16 protein-coding genes and 2 tRNA genes are annotated in these 15,073 nt (G+C 50.8%); 8 read left to right on the plus strand and 10 right to left on the minus strand.

Going from position 1 to position 15,073, the window contains the following annotated elements; genetic code table 11:
* Positions 1 to 8: 8 nt before the first annotated feature.
* The 4 genes from ACXJJX_RS06555 to ACXJJX_RS06570 all read right to left on the minus strand — a co-directional run bounded on the left by ACXJJX_RS06555 (position 9) and on the right by ACXJJX_RS06570 (position 3,013).
* Positions 9 to 359 (minus strand): Rho termination factor N-terminal domain-containing protein, encoded by a 351-nt coding sequence (locus ACXJJX_RS06555; RefSeq protein WP_456433372.1) that lies wholly within the window; start codon positions 357 to 359, stop codon positions 9 to 11.
* A 140-nt stretch (positions 360 to 499) separates the two neighbouring features.
* Positions 500 to 1,774 (minus strand): NrfD/PsrC family molybdoenzyme membrane anchor subunit, encoded by a 1,275-nt coding sequence (gene nrfD / locus ACXJJX_RS06560; RefSeq protein WP_456433374.1) that lies wholly within the window; start codon positions 1,772 to 1,774, stop codon positions 500 to 502.
* A gap of 4 nt (positions 1,775 to 1,778) precedes the next feature.
* A complete protein-coding gene (locus ACXJJX_RS06565) occupies positions 1,779 to 2,543 on the minus strand; it encodes a 4Fe-4S dicluster domain-containing protein (RefSeq protein ID WP_456433376.1) in 765 nt (254 codons plus the stop codon).
* A gap of 2 nt (positions 2,544 to 2,545) precedes the next feature.
* On the minus strand, positions 2,546 to 3,013 hold the full coding sequence (locus tag ACXJJX_RS06570; protein ID WP_456433378.1) for a cytochrome c3 family protein: 468 nt from the start codon (positions 3,011 to 3,013) through the stop codon (positions 2,546 to 2,548).
* Positions 3,014 to 3,411: 398 nt separating this feature from the next.
* Here ACXJJX_RS06570 and ACXJJX_RS06575 point away from each other — a divergent pair, with 398 nt between their 5' ends.
* Positions 3,412 to 3,687, plus strand: coding sequence for a hypothetical protein (locus tag ACXJJX_RS06575; RefSeq protein WP_456433380.1), 276 nt, complete (start codon positions 3,412 to 3,414; stop codon positions 3,685 to 3,687).
* A gap of 10 nt (positions 3,688 to 3,697) precedes the next feature.
* On the opposite strand, the gene ACXJJX_RS06580 is transcribed toward ACXJJX_RS06575, so the two are convergent.
* Together ACXJJX_RS06580 and ACXJJX_RS06585 are read right to left on the minus strand one after the other, a co-directional pair.
* A tRNA-Cys gene (locus ACXJJX_RS06580) sits at positions 3,698 to 3,773 on the minus strand.
* 15 nt (positions 3,774 to 3,788) lie between these two features.
* Positions 3,789 to 3,865 (minus strand) — tRNA-Met (locus ACXJJX_RS06585).
* Positions 3,866 to 3,966: 101 nt separating this feature from the next.
* On the opposite strand from ACXJJX_RS06585, the gene ACXJJX_RS06590 reads away from it, so the two are divergent.
* Positions 3,967 to 5,202 carry a YhjD/YihY/BrkB family envelope integrity protein gene (locus ACXJJX_RS06590; protein WP_456433382.1) on the plus strand — a complete coding sequence of 412 codons (1,236 nt, stop codon included), beginning with the start codon at positions 3,967 to 3,969 and terminating at the stop codon, positions 5,200 to 5,202.
* On the plus strand, positions 5,186 to 6,106 hold the full coding sequence (locus ACXJJX_RS06595) for a PP-loop family protein (protein WP_456433384.1): 921 nt from the start codon (positions 5,186 to 5,188) through the stop codon (positions 6,104 to 6,106). The genes ACXJJX_RS06590 and ACXJJX_RS06595 overlap by 17 nt, the downstream gene beginning before the upstream one ends.
* On the opposite strand, the gene nfi is transcribed toward ACXJJX_RS06595, so the two are convergent.
* Positions 6,066 to 6,758 (minus strand): deoxyribonuclease V, encoded by a 693-nt coding sequence (gene nfi / locus ACXJJX_RS06600; protein WP_456433386.1) that lies wholly within the window; start codon positions 6,756 to 6,758, stop codon positions 6,066 to 6,068. The two genes, ACXJJX_RS06595 and nfi, sit on opposite strands and share 41 nt — an antisense overlap.
* 70 nt (positions 6,759 to 6,828) lie before the next feature.
* Here nfi and ACXJJX_RS06605 point away from each other — a divergent pair, with 70 nt between their 5' ends.
* Both ACXJJX_RS06605 and ACXJJX_RS06610 read left to right on the plus strand, forming a co-directional pair.
* Positions 6,829 to 7,323: a chemotaxis protein CheD gene (locus ACXJJX_RS06605; protein WP_456433388.1), complete on the plus strand. Its 495-nt coding sequence runs from the start codon at positions 6,829 to 6,831 to the stop codon at positions 7,321 to 7,323.
* Positions 7,320 to 8,159 carry an HDOD domain-containing protein gene (locus ACXJJX_RS06610; protein ID WP_456433390.1) on the plus strand — a complete coding sequence of 280 codons (840 nt, stop codon included), beginning with the start codon at positions 7,320 to 7,322 and terminating at the stop codon, positions 8,157 to 8,159. The genes ACXJJX_RS06605 and ACXJJX_RS06610 overlap by 4 nt, the downstream gene beginning before the upstream one ends.
* Here the strand turns inward: ACXJJX_RS06610 and ACXJJX_RS06615 are convergent.
* Complete coding sequence (locus ACXJJX_RS06615) at positions 8,156 to 10,090, minus strand: hybrid sensor histidine kinase/response regulator (RefSeq protein WP_456433392.1); 1,935 nt, start codon at positions 10,088 to 10,090, stop codon at positions 8,156 to 8,158. The genes ACXJJX_RS06610 and ACXJJX_RS06615 overlap by 4 nt on opposite strands.
* Complete coding sequence (locus ACXJJX_RS06620) at positions 10,081 to 11,793, minus strand: NAD+ synthase (RefSeq protein ID WP_456433394.1); 1,713 nt, start codon at positions 11,791 to 11,793, stop codon at positions 10,081 to 10,083. The genes ACXJJX_RS06615 and ACXJJX_RS06620 overlap by 10 nt, the downstream gene beginning before the upstream one ends.
* Positions 11,794 to 11,856: 63 nt before the next feature.
* Here ACXJJX_RS06620 and ACXJJX_RS06625 point away from each other — a divergent pair, with 63 nt between their 5' ends.
* The 3 genes from ACXJJX_RS06625 to hpt are packed head-to-tail and all read left to right on the plus strand — an operon-like array spanning position 11,857 to position 13,813.
* Entirely contained in the window at positions 11,857 to 12,453 is a 597-nt protein-coding gene (locus ACXJJX_RS06625) for a CDP-alcohol phosphatidyltransferase family protein (RefSeq protein WP_456433396.1), read from the plus strand.
* Positions 12,450 to 13,295: a 16S rRNA (cytidine(1402)-2'-O)-methyltransferase gene (gene rsmI / locus ACXJJX_RS06630; protein WP_456433398.1), complete on the plus strand. Its 846-nt coding sequence runs from the start codon at positions 12,450 to 12,452 to the stop codon at positions 13,293 to 13,295. Before ACXJJX_RS06625 ends, rsmI begins: the two co-directional genes overlap by 4 nt.
* Positions 13,295 to 13,813, plus strand: a complete 519-nt coding sequence (gene hpt, locus ACXJJX_RS06635; protein ID WP_456433400.1) for a hypoxanthine phosphoribosyltransferase — start codon at positions 13,295 to 13,297, stop codon at positions 13,811 to 13,813. The genes rsmI and hpt overlap by 1 nt, the downstream gene beginning before the upstream one ends.
* Positions 13,814 to 13,948: 135 nt before the next feature.
* On the opposite strand, the gene ACXJJX_RS06640 is transcribed toward hpt, so the two are convergent.
* Positions 13,949 to 15,073 (minus strand): HDOD domain-containing protein (locus ACXJJX_RS06640; RefSeq protein WP_456433402.1); only part of this gene is annotated, 1,125 nt, incomplete at its 5' end.

The raw sequence follows: 15,073 nt of genomic DNA on the forward strand, positions 1-15,073 counted from the left end.
CCTCCTTGCTAACCTGCAGCCTTGGCCATGCGACGGGTTTTCTTCTTGAGCTGAATGGCCTTACGGCGGTATCTCTGCCACAGGTCACGATCCCCTTTGGCCTTGGCTTCCTCTGCCAGACGGCGATACTCCTTGATCTTGGCCTTTATTTCTCTCATGGAGCCGGCCTTAGGGGCCTTTTCATCTTTTATACCCCAGACCTCCTTGATGGCCGCTACCAATTCCTCTTTGTTCATGGCGTGGACGCCAGTAATTTCTGGAATCTCCAAGGCAATGGCCCGGAGTTCCTTGACAGTCATCTTTTCGAGGGGTTTGTCCAGTTTTTTGATCTCCTCGTTTTTTGGGGTCTCTTCGCTCATCGGGTAAAGACCTCCTCAAAAGTAATTTGGGCTGGATTGGCCTTATATACTCCAAAAGGGCCGGCTTTCAAGTCCTTGGGCCTCTTGTATAAAAGCAAGGGGGGCCCCTTGGACCCCCCTTCTTTGGGGAGAAGGTCGGTTTAGGAGTTTTTTGAGGGGCTTGTTGCCGAGTAGTTGATCGAGGGGATGATCTTATTGACCAGCCAGAAGACAACAAAGGGCATTATGGCCACTGTCAAGGCCCCGAAGAATCCCTCTTTAAAGGTCTCCCAGTTGTGGGGAATGATGGGCAGGTGATAGTGCATGTAGCCGGCAAAGGAAAGGGAGAATGACTGCCCACCGATGACCACATTCCAACGCATCATGAAGACTCCGAAGAGGATGAGGATAAGGGCCAAGGCTACTCGTCTGATGGTCAAGCGAGGCATGAGCAGAAGGATCAAGGGAACCAGATTACCGAAACCATACTGAAGGATGAAGATGTTTACAAAGTCCTTGCCATACATGACCGAACGGAGGATTTCCCAGGATTTAAGAGCGGTGTAGCCTCTGAAGATGAGGTCTAGGAGCTCAAGGGAGATGGCGGCTACCAAGAAGCCCAGGAGATAGCGAGAGGCCTTCTTAATGACGTCCATTTCGATGCCTCCGATCTCTTGGGCCTTAAGGTCTCCGGCCCCACCTGGACGACGGCTACGATATTGCCTCCACTCCATAATCACAATGTAGGTGAGCATACACAGGGCGATCCCCGAAACCACTGCCGACATTATAAATATCACCGGCATCAAAGGTGACATCCAGAGGGCATTGGCCTTAACTGAGCCAAAGATAAACCCGGCATAACCGTGCAGGAAACAGGCTACCGGGATACCTACAGCCGCCAAGATCTTGACGGCCTTTTTGTCCTGGGAGAGGGCCTGGGGACTGATGTCATAAGATCCCAGGGTAAGAAGACGATAGATAAAGGCCTTTACCTGATTGCCAAGGCCGGGGCGTCCTTTAAGGACCTCCAGTTGATGGATGAAAAAGGTCCGATAGGCAAACCAGATTTCGCTTAAGACGATCAGGCTGTAGGTGGTAAAGACGAAGCCAAAGGCCGAGATAGCCGAAGTGAAGTGGGGAGTCAGCAGGGGATGAAGAGCCCGGGTTGGCTGCTGAAGATGCATCAGAAGCGGCATGGGCACTACCGGAAGTAGGGCCAGAGAAAAGATCAGGGAAAACTTGGCTAGGTCTTTTAGATCTTTCTGGCCAAAGACATGATAGAGAGAAGAAAGCACAAAGGCCCCGGCCACCAGACCGGTCATATAAGGATACATGACGATCTGGATACTCCAGTAAATAAACTCATTAGGATAGACAAAAAGCTCTTTGGTCGTCCATTCGGCACCATGGATAAAGAGTTCAGCCCCTTGCATGATATCACCTCACATTGAAATCAAGTCCCAGGTAATAGACCTGGGGTTTGGTCCCGTATTCGTCTTTAAGGACGGCCACCCGTTCTGTAAGGACTATCTTGGTTACCGGATCATTGGGATCCTTAAGATTGCCTATCATCCGGGCTCCGAAAGGACAGGCCTGGACACAGGCCGTCTTAAGGCCTTTGTGGATTCTGTGATAACAGAAGGTGCACTTGTCAGCCACCTTATAGACAGGGTGGAAGAAACGCACTCCATAAGGACAGGCCATAACACAGTAGCCACAACCTATACACCACTTGCGGTCAACCAGAACAACACCATCTGGGGTCTGATAGGAGGCCCCGACCGGGCAGACCTGGACGCAGGCCGGATTTTCACACTGATTGCAGAGCTTAGGCACAAAGAAGGCCTTGGTGATCTCCTCTGGCGGAATGACTTCCTCTTGAATCTTGGGGGAGGTGAAGCCATCACGTCCGGCTTTAGGGGTATCAATGTGAGCCTTCCCGTCCTTGGTAATTACGTAGCGTTCAACCCAAGTTCTAGTTATTGGGGCATCGTAGGGGACTTCGTTTTCTTTCTTGCAAGCCTTAACACAGAAGCCACATCCAACACATTTTCTAGTATCTACCACAAAGCCCCAGCGAATTTTGCTGGATTCAATGGCTGCCTTTACCTGGGCAGGGCTTAGGAACTTAAAGGCACTTAAGGGGACCGAGGCCGCTAAAGTCCCGGCCAGTGCCTTGAGGAATTTTCGTCTCGAAGTCATGGCTATTCCTCCAGATTGGGATTGTGGGGGTTATGACATTCGCTACAGGTGGCCTCGGGATTGTGCTCTTGAGGGTCAATCCCGGGGATCTTGCTTCTCGGATTTTGGGGATAGGGCAAAGCTGCATGGCAGCGCAGGCAGAGGGCCCGGCTTCGATCAATGGGAAGGGCCTCAGGATCATCGGGATGGTTTATGGCTGGGCCGTGGCAGTTCTCACACTGGATTATACGGTGCTTGGAGTTTTCGTGCTCTTCGTAGTTGTCTGGATGACATTCGGCACAATAGTTTTGCCCTTGATATTTAACAGTAAAGGCCTTCCACTCATCTATATTGCTTAGTCGAAAATAACTGTAAGTAAAACTTTGGCCATGAATACCAAAGTCCGATGGAGTCAGAAAAGACCTGACAATAATAAGCAAGACACCCAATCCTATGGCGACAAATAGAGGTCTTAAGACATGACTTTTCATCGCTCTTCTCCAACCTTGTGTCTTTTTTTACAATCCCTGGTAGCTGTAGCGTTGTTTACGTAAAGCAGGTGAAATATCTTGTCAAGTAGAATAAATTTATTTGCTACATCTTGACTGATTTGCCATCTTTTTTTGTTGTTATTTATTTTTATAAAAAGAGATTAATTAATGGTATCAATGAACTTATCAGTTGTAATTTATATCTATCCTTAAATAGGTGACTAAGGAGTGTTTCAGTTTAAAACACTAAAGGAGGTGAAAATGCTAAGGCCAAGTATTGGTTAGGGATTTATTGAATATTTAATGTTTTCATTTTTCTATTTTTAAAAATCTTCCTGGAGGCCTAGATATTTTCCTGTAAAATAGATTGGGCTCATTTATGGAGTAAAAGGAGGCTTATGTCCCGTATCCTTGCTGATCAGGCCTTGGCTTGGGTGATGCGCGAAAGTGCCAAACTCAAGCCGGGCGAATGTCTGGATCTCCTCTGCAAGAAACGCAATCGGTTGGTCCGTCTGACAAGGCTGGATGAAGGGTTCAGGATTGAGGAACGAGGATTTTTCCAGGAGGATTTTCAGATACCTGAGTCAAGGGAGCTTAAGCGTCTTCTTGAAAGGCTTCTAGCCCGAGAATTCCCCCGCAGCTATATGCTTTGGGTCTTTAGAAGGAAGGCTTAAAGAGATTATGTGGAGGCGGCGCGGGGATTCGAACCCCGGAATAACGGTTTTGCAGACCGTCGCCTTAGCCGCTTGGCTACGCCGCCAGCTGGGCTACCTCTTGGTGGCGGTGCAGGGACTCGAACCCCGGACTCTGCGGATATGAGCCGCATGCTCTAACCAACTGAGCTACACCGCCGAAGGCGGTATAAATTGAGCCAATTTTTGATCCCTTGTCAAGCCCCGGCCCCTGACCCAAAATGGGAAAAGATCTGGACAAAAAATCTGCAGGGGGATGTTTTGATCTTCTTTAGATTTTTAAAACTGGTGGTCAGAAAGTTTCTGGCTGATCGTTGTCTCATCAGTGCCCAGGCCCTCACCTATATGACCATATTTTCTCTTATCCCCGTCCTGGCTATCGGTCTGGCAGTAGTCAAACTTTTTGGAGGCCTGGGGCAGATTGAAGATCTCATCTATCAATACATCTCCGAGATCCTTAATCCAGGGGCCCTGGAAAGGGTCTCGGGGATCATCCGAGATCTTACCACTAAGGCCCAGAATGCTCCCTTAGGGTCGGCCAGTATGATTGTTTTGGCCGTGATGGCCTTCTTTTTTCTAACGGAGCTTGAGGATATCCTCAATTATATATGGAAGACAGAAGAGAAGAGGCCCTTACTTAATCGGATCGTTATCTATTGGACAGGATTCACCCTGGGGCCGCTCCTCATTGCCATTCCCCTTCTGGTCATGGCCTATTTTGTCCATTTTTGGCTGAGCAAAGGGGTCATCTATTCTACCCTTTTCAAGGTAGTTCCTTATATTTCTATGTTTATCCTTCTCTGGGGCATTTTTTACTATCTCCCGGCCATCCGGGTACGGGCTACAGCCGCTGCCCTGGGAGCCTTGGTGGGGGACATCCTCTGGCAGACAGCCGCCTGGGGTTATGCCCTTTATACCGCCAAGGTGGTAACCTATTCCAAACTCTACGGTTCTCTATCCGTTATCCCTCTATTTATGCTATGGCTTTTCGTCTCTTGGGCGGTCATTCTCTTTGGGGCCGAAGTGGCTTATGTCTTCCAGTTCCGGCGGCGTCTTTTCACCTCTGAGGCCCTTGAAGAGGAGCCGGACAACGCTGAGCTCTGCGCTCTCTTTACGGCCATCTTGGTGGTAGAGCCCTTCCTTGAAGGAAGGCCCGGTCCTACGGTAGCCGAACTGGTTGAAAGGCTTGGTTTTCCTGTCTCTGTGGTAGAGAAGGTCGTCGAGAGGCTTATCAGGGCTGGTTTTTTTACCACGGACTCCTTTGAAGAAAGGCTTCTTCCGGCTTGTGACCCGGCCAAAATCAAGGTAAAAGACCTGCTCTCGGTGGCCGAAGTGGCTCCGAATTTAAAAGATCTCCCCTCTGCAGAGGCCCAGAAGATCGTTCAGATCTTGGCCTTCTGGCAAAAGATGAGGGAGAACCCTCGAGGGGAGATAGATCTTAGGGAACTTACCAATCAAATCATGAAGGCGAGGAGGAGGGATGAAGAAGACCTATAAGTGTAAAATCTGCCGCCAGGAGACGGCCATCTATCTCCGGGAGCATCGCCTAGCCCTTTGCAGGGGACACTACATTGCTTGGTTTGAGCGCTACGTCAGTCGGACCATAAACCAGTTCAAGATGTTCCGCCGTCAGGATCGTATCCTAGTAGGGGTCTCTGGAGGTAAAGACAGCCTTACGGTTTGGCTAGTCCTTAATCGACTGGGCTATCAGGCCGATGGCTTCTTCCTCGATCTTGGGATTCCAGATTTTTCGGAACTATCCTATTTTAAAGGTCGAGATTTTGCCGCTGTCCACGGTCTTAAGTTCCAACGTCTCTCGATGAAGGACCTCATCGGAGTCTGCCTGCCTGATCTAGAGAGGAAGACCCGTAAGGTTTGCTCCCTCTGTGGGGCGGTCAAGAGGGCCCTTTTTAACAAACTGGCCAAAGAGATGGGATATCAGGTGATTGTTACCGGCCACAACCTAGACGATGAGGCCTCAAGCCTTCTTTCAAACGTCGTCAACTGGAGTCTTAAATATCTGGCCCGCAAATATCCGGTACTCCCCGAAGGAGGGGGCTTCGTCAGGAAGGCCAAGCCACTTTGTCGTTCTAGTGTAAAAGAGATAAGGCTTTATGCTGAACTCAATGACATTGACTATCTGGCTGATCCCTGTCCTTTTTCTGAAAATGCCACTCGGTTAGTCTATGCTGAGGAGATGGAGCGGCTGGAGGAGGCCTTCCCTGGGGCCAAGAGACGTTTTTATATTGAATATCTACGTAAGGCTTATCCTGTCTTCCACAAGGAGATGGAACGCTTTATGGAAAAACCCTTGACAACTTGTTCTCGTTGTCAGGAACCAGCTGTCAATGATCCCTGTCTTATCTGCCGGATAAAAGCAGAGGCCAGCGGCCGCCTTTAGCCTCTTTTGAGAGTCGGTCAGCCAGTCTGAGGGGTTCTGGAAGACGATAGCGAGAGAGCTTTAAGACCACCTCTGCGGCCCCGTTTAGATCGATCAGGTGCCCAGGGGAGACAAAAACCGGTTTTACCTCTTTTCGGGTTCGTAGTACTAGGCCTATTTTCCGTCCTTTATAAAGAAGAGGGCTACTTAATCCTCTCTCGGGGCCTGGTTCTCGGTACTGACCGATAAGCCTTGATTTGGCACAGCCGATGGTGGGAATCTCCAAAAGGAGCCCCAGATGGCTAGCAAGTCCTAGGCCTCGGGGGTGGGCAATCCCTTGGCCATCCACCAGGACGAGATCTGGGGGAATCTTTAGCCCATGAAGGGCTTTTAAAATAACCGGTATCTCCCGAAACGAAAGAAAGCCAGGTACGTAGGGTAGGGGGACAGGTCCTGAGGCCAAGGAGGCTTCAAGGGGGCTTAGGCTGGAGAGATCAAAAAGAACAGCGGCCCCCCAGGCCTCCCCTTCTTTAAAGGCCACATCACAGCCAGCAACCGTTTGAGGAACTCTCTCCAAAGGGGTGAGCCTGACCCTTAAAGAAAGACGGATCTGGATAAAAGAAAGGGCTGTCAGAAATCTTTGGTCTATAAGAACAGGAGGTTTAGGAACCACAGATTATAGCTAGGCATAATTTGGCCGAAATAGAAACCCAGGGAGCGCAAAAAAACAAGAGGTGCAATCCTTGGCTGACCGTCGTGATATGGAGATAATTGTCGATGTGGCCGATATGAAGATCTCTCGGGAGCCGGAGGAGATTCTGGTGGCCCCATCCCTAGGTTCCTGTATCGGGGTTGTCCTGTATGACCCTTTGGTAAAGGTTGGAGGGCTTCTTCACTATATGCTCCCTGATTCAAGCCTGGATCCCTCTCGGGCCCAGGAAAATCCCCTTATCTTTGCCGATACGGCCTTTCCCCTTTTCCTCGATGAGGTCTTAAGATTGGGGGCCAGAAGGGCAGGGCTGGTGGTTAAGGTGGCTGGGGGAGCCCAGATTATGGGGGATTCCTTTTTTAAGATTGGTAAGAAGAACTACGTCGTTCTCCGCAATATCCTTTGGGAGCAAGGACTTTCGATTACCGAAGAACACGTCGGGGGGACGGTTAATCGAACCCTTCGTCTGGAGATTGGCACCGGAAGGGTTACGGTAAAGATTCCGGGCTTTAAGGAATTTGATCTATGAGAGAGATTACCCAGAAGATCTACAAACAGATCGACAAACTCCCGCCCTTCCCCCAGGTGGCCCAGAAGGTTATGGCCCTCATCCAGGAGCCCAATACCACTGTAGAAGATCTAGTTGAGGTCATCCGCTTTGATCCCGGGGTGACGGCCAATGTCCTCCGGCTTTGTAATTCGGCTTTCTTCGGCCTGCCTCGTAAGGTATCTTCCCTGACCACCGCTGTTTCTCTTCTGGGCCAGAAGAGGCTCTTCGACATCATTGTTACCACCTGCGCCTCTTATTATTTGAAAAGACCGGTCATCGGCTATGAACTGGCCGATCGCGACCTTTGGGAACATTCCATGGCCGCGGCGATGGCCGCCGATCTTATTCAGGAGGAAGTGATTTCCTCAGCCAAACCTTTTGCCTTTACGGCCGCTCTTCTTCACGACATAGGTAAAATCCTTCTGGGACTGTTTGTCTCCGAGAAGTGTTCCCAGATAATCACCATGGTCTGTGAAGGACAGTCCTTCAACGAGGCCGAAAGGGCTGTATTGGGGATTGACCATGCCGAGTTAGGGGCTGAGATTCTTTCTCGTTGGCGTTTCCCCGAGGAGATTGTCCGGGCCGTAGGGAATCACCACCGGCCGGAAATCTATCTAGAAGACACCCTTACCGGTGTGGTGGCCCTTGCTAACATACTAACCTTATCCCTGGGGTATGGGGTGGGGCTGGATGGGTTGGCCTATAAGTATGAAGGAGAGCTTCTCCTGCGCCTTGGCCTCAAAAGAAAAGATTTTGAGTTTCTCTTGGTGGAGCTCAACTTCCGAACCAAAGAGGCCCAAGAGCTTTTCCGTTAAGATCTTCTCTTGCTTAGGATCTCCTTCACCGTGGTCAGAAATGTCCGCAGCCTGAAAGGCTTGGCTAGAAAGACGATATCTTCACGACTTAAGAATTGGCTGTCGAGCTGAGAGAGGCTGTAGCCGCTGATAAAGAGAAAAGGGGTCTTATCTCCGCGAGCCCTCAGGATCTCATAGAGTCTTCGACCGCCAATCTCCGGCATGACCACGTCGGAGACGATAAGGTCAACCTTACGTCTGGCTAGATATTCAAGGGCCTCTTTGCCACTGGTGGCCAAGACCACCTGGTATCCTTTCTCGGCCAGGGCCTCTTCTATAAGGTTCCTAAGGGCGGCCTCGTCTTCAACTACGAGGATCAGACCTTGGCCCCGAAGCTGTTCCAAAACAGGGCTCGAATAGGTATTCCGGGGGGCGGAGAAGAGTCTTGGGCCCTCATAAGCTGGTAGATAGATTTCAAAAGTGCTCCCTAAGCCAAGTTCACTCTTTAGTCTGATCTGCCCACGATGTTGTTCTACCAGCCCATAGACCATGGAAAGCCCAAGTCCAGTACCCTTACCAGGATCTTTGGTGGTGAAGAAAGGTTCAAAGATTCGCTCCTGGATCTCCTTGGGGATCCCCACTCCGGTGTCCACAATACGGAGCAGTACATATCTGGTAGCCTTTTTCTGGCCAAAGTTTCCTTCAAGGGAAAGGGGACTACAGGTGGTCTCAATGGTTAACCGTCCACCTTCAGGCATGGCATCCCGGGCGTTTACACAGAGATTGAGGATTATCTGCTCCAGGGCAGAGCGGTCGGCATATACTGAAGGAAGATCCTGGGCTAGATCTAGCCGGAGTTCTATGGTCTCCCCGATTATCCGGGAGAGCATTCCGGCAAGCTCCCTTACCACCTGATTGAGATCAAGGATCTCGAACTCAAGCATCCGGCGCCGGCTGAAGGCCAGAAGCTGGCGGACAAGACCAGCGGCCCTTTCAGCCTGACCCTTGATAGTCTCCAGATCCCGGACCACCGGTGAGTCTTCCGGAAGCCTGAGAAGGGCCAGTTCCAGGTGGCCAATGATGCCCGTGAGGATGTTATTGAAGTCGTGGGCAATCCCTCCAGCTAGGGTCCCTACAGCCTCCATCTTCTGGGCCTGACGCAATTGATGCTCTAGACGTCTTTTTTCTGTCACGTCTCGAAAGATGCCCCTAGTGTAGAGGAAATTGCCTTTTTCGTCTCTCCGGACGGTAATGTTTCCCTCTACGGTTACAGAACGGCCCTCTTTGGTCTGAAAGGTGGTCTCGATCTGGACACTAGTGGGCCCCTTGATCTGAAGGTCGCGGAAGATAGAAAGACAATGGTTTCGTTCTTCCGGGCTGATGATGTCAAATACGGTCAAGGTATCAAGCTCATGATTGCTGTATCCCAGGACCTCTTTCCAGCGGCGATTGACAAATACGAATCGTCCGCGGGCATCAACGCTCTGAATGAGATCGTTGACGTTGTCAAAGAGGTCTTGGAGTTGTTGGTCCCTTTCCCTTAAGTGGGCTTCGGCCAGTTTAACGGTAGTGATATCGGTGTAGTATTCGATGATTCCTCCGGCAAAGGGTCCCTTTTCTATAGGGTGGCAATATCTCTCAAGCCATCGTTCTTCTCGTCCTTCATCAGGGAGAAGGTGGCAGGAGAAGACGGTTTCTTTTCTTTTTTCATAGGAGGTCTGGGCCTTTTGGAGGAAAAGCTCAGGGTTTTCAAACAAAGGGGCGATTAAGGTCTCAATGAGCTCTGGCTGGTACCTTCCCAGAAGCCTTTCTGGGCCAAGGCCTAGATATCGACAATAACTAGGATTGACCCAGCGGACATAGAGATCCTGATCCAGAATACAGATTCCAATGGGGGAGTGGACAAAGGTCTTTTCCAAAATTTCTATGCACTCCTTTACTTCTACTTCCATAAGTCTCTAGTTCCCAGTGGCTCAAAACCATGGGCAATGGGATATCTCCGGCCATAACCGAAGGCTCGGGGAGTAATCTTGAGGCCAGGGGCCGCCTGCCAACGCTTGTATTCTGCCCGATAAAGTAGTCTTAAGGTCTGCTCTAGGGCCTCCTTAGGAAGACCTTCGGCCAGGATTTCGGAGACGGATTTGAGATCTTCAACATACTCCTTGATGGCCGTATCAAGGAGAATATAGTCTGGGATATCATCTTGGTCTTTTTGATCTGGTTTAAGTTCGGCCGAAGGAGCTCTGATAAAGACCCTTTCTGGGATGATGACCCTTTGGGCCCGGTTATTTATCAGCCGGCCAATCTTGTAGACCATCATTTTGGGGACATCGGCCAGAACCGAGAGGGCCCCGCACATGTCTCCGTAGAGAGTACAGTATCCGACGGCAAATTCGGCCTTATTGCCAGTACAAAGTACTAACCCTCTGTACTGGTTGGCCAAGGCCATGAGAATATTGCCCCGAATGCGGGCCTGGATGTTCTGGTCAACTATATCTGTTAGCTCCTCCCCTAGGGCCTGACCGAGGACAGCCTGATATTGACGGTAGATATCGGAAATAGGGATAGTTTTCTGCCGTATCTTTAGGGCCTTGGCCAAGTAAAGGGCATCTTCCAGGGAGGCCTCAGATGTATAGGGCGAGGGCATAAGTACCCCGAGGACACCATCGGGACCAAGGGCCAAAGTGGCTAGACTGGCGGTGACCGAGGAATCTATACCCCCAGAGAGACCAACAATGGCCAAATGAAATCCGGTTTTGGAAAAATAATCTCGTATTCCCAAGATCAGGGCCTCAAGGGCCTCTTCATCGTCTCTTTCAAGTCGGGGACGGATTGTTCCTCGGAGGCCGTCGAGATCGACAACAACTAAGTCCTCGCGAAAACTGGCCCCCCGGGCAAAAACCCTATCTGGAGCCACGGCCAAGGAGCGTCCATCAAAGATAAGATGATCGTCAGAGCCAACTTGGTTGCAATAAAGAAAGGGCCGCTGATATTTGCCAGATAGATGACCAAGGAGTTTTTCCCGAAGCCGTCCCTTGCCTAAGTAAAAGGGGGAGGCCGAGATATTGATAACTATCTCTGCCCCAGAGGCGATCAGCTCCTCAACGGGATCAATCTCATAGAGAGGATGGGGGAAGAAGTCAGGGTCGTTCCAGATATCTTCACATATAGAAAGACCGAAGCGGATTCCCCGGAAGTCAGCCACTACCGGCCCAGTGCCGGGTTCAAAGTATCGGACCTCATCAAAGACGTCATAGGTGGGCAGGAGTCTTTTGTAGCCCCGGGTCAGCTCCTGGCCACTGTCTACCATCAGCACTGCGTTTCTGAGCGGCTTGCTTCGGGGGTGGTCCACCTTGTCGACAAAGCCGCAGATGAAGGCGATTCCCTCAAGGCCTCGCTTAAGGCCTTCAATGGCCTCGAGGTTGGCCCTGATAAATTCTTCTCGCTCTAGAAGATCCCTAGGGGGATAACCGCAGACGGCCAATTCAGGAAAGACGATCAGCTCACAGCCTTGGTCTCTGGCCTCCTGGCCCATACGGACCATCTTGGCCAGATTGGCCGAGAAGGCACCAATGGTAGGATTGATTTGTGCTAAAGCAATCTTCATCTTGATGGCCAGGCATTTTAAGGCAAATGAAAGACAAATAAAACCCATTATCTTCACCTTGACGCCCAAGGTGGGCTTTTATATTTTCCTTATTTATTGGAGGTATCTATCGTGCCTTGTGAGGAGACCATCACCTTTACTGAACGGGTCAAGACGGCCAGTCAGCCTTTGCTTCTTCCTTTGGCCCGTCTGTTTCACCGCCTTGGTATCAGCCCTAATACGGTGAGTGTTTTGGGTTTTTTGGGCTGTGTCTTGGTGGGAGTCCTTATCGGTTTTAGTCAGCTATTTTGGGCCGGCATCGCCCTTTCTCTCTTTGGCCCTCTGGATGCCGTTGATGGTCTTCTGGCCCGGACAACCTCACAGAAGACAAAATTTGGTGCTTTTTTGGATTCCACCTTGGACCGTTATGCAGAAATAGCCATTTTTACTGGATTTCTTGTCCACTTCCACACTCAAGGTCTTCTGTGGGCCCAGGTAGCCACCATCTTGGCTCTCTCGGGCTCACTTCTGGTCAGCTACACCAGGGCTCGGGCCGAGGGGCTGGGAGTGGAGTGCCGGGTGGGAATCTTTACCAGATTTGAACGCATTCTGGCCATTATTATCGGGCTTGTTTTTAGTCTTGAGGGGGCGGTAGTCGTTGCCTTGGCCCTCTTGGCCAATCTTACGGCTATCCAGCGCATCTTTCACGTCTACAAGGCCACCAGGTGAGTGAAAGTAATCAAGGAGTCCTCTTTGTTGTTGCCACTCCCATTGGGAACCTCAAAGACATTACCATCAGAGCCCTTGAGGTCTTAAAAGAAGTCGATATCATTGCCGCCGAAGATACCAGGACTACCCGTAAACTCCTGAGTGTTTACGGTATCAAAACTCCCCTGATTAGTCTTCATGAACACAATGAACAAAAACGTACTCCAAAACTTATTGCCCGTCTCAAAGAAGGGGCTAAAGTGGCCTTGGTCTCTGAGGCGGGCACCCCGGGAATCTCTGATCCGGGAGCCTATCTGGTCCGTCGTGTCAGAGAGGCGGGGCTTCAGGTCATTCCTGTTCCAGGCCCCTCGGCCCCAATTGCCGCCCTTAGTGTCTCTGGATTTCGGGCTGAGGCCTTCATCTTTTGGGGGTTCCTTCCTCAGGATGAGGCTGAAAAGGGTGTTCTTTTGGCCTCTTTAAGATATCAGTCGATTCCTGTGATCTTCTTTGAGTCTCCCCGGCGCATCCGCCAAACCTTGATCCTTGCCGCCGAGATCCTGGGTCCAAGAAGGGCCTTTGTCGCTAGGGAGATGACCAAACTCCATGAGGAATATCTACTAGGTCCAATTGGGGACTTGGCAAAAAGGGTCTCCAGAGAACCCTGTCGCGGTGAATATGTGGTGGTGATAGAAGGGGCCCGGGGAGGCCTTTCACCTCAGGCCTCTGACCTTGACGACCTGATAAAAACCCTTCTTGCCGACGGGCTTTCTCCGGCGGAGATAGCCAGGCTTCTTTCCCGAGACCTTGGATTGGATCGCAAAGGGCTGTATAAAAAAGTGATCTCGCTCAGGAAGGGAGAGTAATGGCCGAACTAAGATTGCTCATCGGCGCCGAGGAGATCGCCGCTCGGGTAGCCCAGCTGGGAGAGGAGATCTCTCGGGATTACAGCGGTCGCCCTCTGGTGCTCATTGGGATCCTCAAGGGGGCCTTTGTCTTTATGGCCGATTTGTGCCGGGCGATTAAGATCCCTCATGAGATTGACTTCGTCCGTCTGGCAAGCTACGGTCATTCCACTAGCTCCGGGGAGATCAAGATCACCAAGGACATCGAACTACCTATCGCCGGTAAAGAGATCATTGTCGTCGAGGACATCATCGACACCGGCCGGACCCTTCTTTACCTTGAAGAGGTCTTGAGGCTTCACCAGCCTGCCCAGGTTAAGAGGTGCTGTTTCATAGACAAGCCCGAGCGACGGGAGATAGATATCAAGATAGACTATGTGGGATTCCGTATTCCTCAGGGATTCCTGGTAGGCTATGGACTCGATTATGCCGAAAAATACCGTCATTTGCCCGCTGTCTATGAGGTAATTGGGGTCTAAACAATGAACAAGAGACAATTCGTCATAAATTATTTTAAGAAAAGTCCTTGGTATCTTTGGGTGATCAGGGTGGCTATGGCCAGTCTCTTCTTTTATTACCTCATTTATCCCCGACTTCACTGAGTCTAGGCCTACCTATCTTTTAGTGGTAATGGCCAAAATGGCCAGGTTTCTCAAAGCCTCGGCCTTTTGTTTCTCCTCGTCTCCAAAAGGCGTTTTTCGCAAGCCAAAAAAGGCCCCTACAGCCTTACCAGCTATAGTTAAAGGAGAGATAAGAACCTGATGTCCCGGCCAAATCTGGCCAAGGATGCCGGCCTCGGGTAGTTCTTCTAGGCTTCCTGACCATTCCTTTGCCTGGGAGAAGATGTCTCGGAAGAGCTTATTGTCTGTGGGGATCGACTCCCCCTTGATCCCCTTGGCCTCAGGGCCCAGGCCGTACCTAAAGACGAGTTTCCGGCGGTCAAGGCTCATGATGGAAAGGGCCACTGTCTCACAGGCCAGACCCCGGCAAAGGGCTTCAGAGACCATGAGGAGAATCTCTTCATAACTGCACTTATCAGAGGTAAGACTGGTGGTAATCTCGGAAAGGGCCCGGAAATAAAAATCTGTCTTCTGGAGTTCCTCCTCGGGAGATGGAAGACCGGGGGAGGAGGCCCCTTTGTCTTTAAACTTATAGATGGGAATCTCTGTGGCTATTCGGGGAGAGAGTTCCTTTACGGTCTGGTAGGCCCTTTTAAGTAGTGAATTGAGGGGCAGGTCTGAGAGTCCCAGCTCTTTTAAGGTCTCTTTTAGGGGAAGAAGATCACCTGTGACCGAGGCCCTAATAACGGCTTGATTCATACGGTCGATAAAGTTGGCTAAGGTCCCGGGGGAATGGGCTCTAGGAGAGCCCTCCAGGGTATAGAGGAGGCTCGGGGGCAGGGACCAGCAATCAGCGACCTTTTCGGCCAGCCGAAAAAGCATCTTGTGGGCTGATGTTGGATTGGCCTTCTCCTTTTTGAGGAGCCGTCTGTAGGCCCCGGGGTGGTAGATGGCCAGGACAATACGAACAATCTGATAAAGAAGGCTACAGATGAAGACTTCTTCCTCTTCAAAGGGAACCTCAGAGGCCAACTGGCGGCAGAAATAGGCACAAAAATAAGACTGGCTTAATAATTTTAGGATCTTATCCCGTCTGGGAGGCGGGGTCTCCCTCATGACGGCTTCAAACAGGCTTGAGGCCAAGGCGATCTCCCTGATGTTTTCAAAGCCAAGGTAGAC

Source organism: Thermosulfuriphilus sp., from assembly GCF_054026695.1.

Bases quoted from the DNA above. Each gene is read 5' to 3' on its own strand.
- ACXJJX_RS06555 (WP_456433372.1), bottom strand. From the start codon at position 359: ATGAGCGAAGAGACCCCAAAAAACGAGGAGATCAAAAAACTGGACAAA.
- nrfD (WP_456433374.1), bottom strand. From the start codon at position 1,774: ATGCAAGGGGCTGAACTCTTTATCCATGGTGCCGAATGGACGACCAAA.
- ACXJJX_RS06565 (WP_456433376.1), bottom strand. From the start codon at position 2,543: ATGACTTCGAGACGAAAATTCCTCAAGGCACTGGCCGGGACTTTAGCG.
- ACXJJX_RS06570 (WP_456433378.1), bottom strand. From the start codon at position 3,013: ATGAAAAGTCATGTCTTAAGACCTCTATTTGTCGCCATAGGATTGGGT.
- ACXJJX_RS06575 (WP_456433380.1), top strand. From the start codon at position 3,412: ATGTCCCGTATCCTTGCTGATCAGGCCTTGGCTTGGGTGATGCGCGAA.
- ACXJJX_RS06595 (WP_456433384.1), top strand. From the start codon at position 5,186: ATGAAGAAGACCTATAAGTGTAAAATCTGCCGCCAGGAGACGGCCATC.
- ACXJJX_RS06610 (WP_456433390.1), top strand. From the start codon at position 7,320: ATGAGAGAGATTACCCAGAAGATCTACAAACAGATCGACAAACTCCCG.
- ACXJJX_RS06615 (WP_456433392.1), bottom strand. From the start codon at position 10,090: ATGGAAGTAGAAGTAAAGGAGTGCATAGAAATTTTGGAAAAGACCTTT.
- ACXJJX_RS06620 (WP_456433394.1), bottom strand. From the start codon at position 11,793: ATGGGTTTTATTTGTCTTTCATTTGCCTTAAAATGCCTGGCCATCAAG.
- hpt (WP_456433400.1), top strand. From the start codon at position 13,295: ATGGCCGAACTAAGATTGCTCATCGGCGCCGAGGAGATCGCCGCTCGG.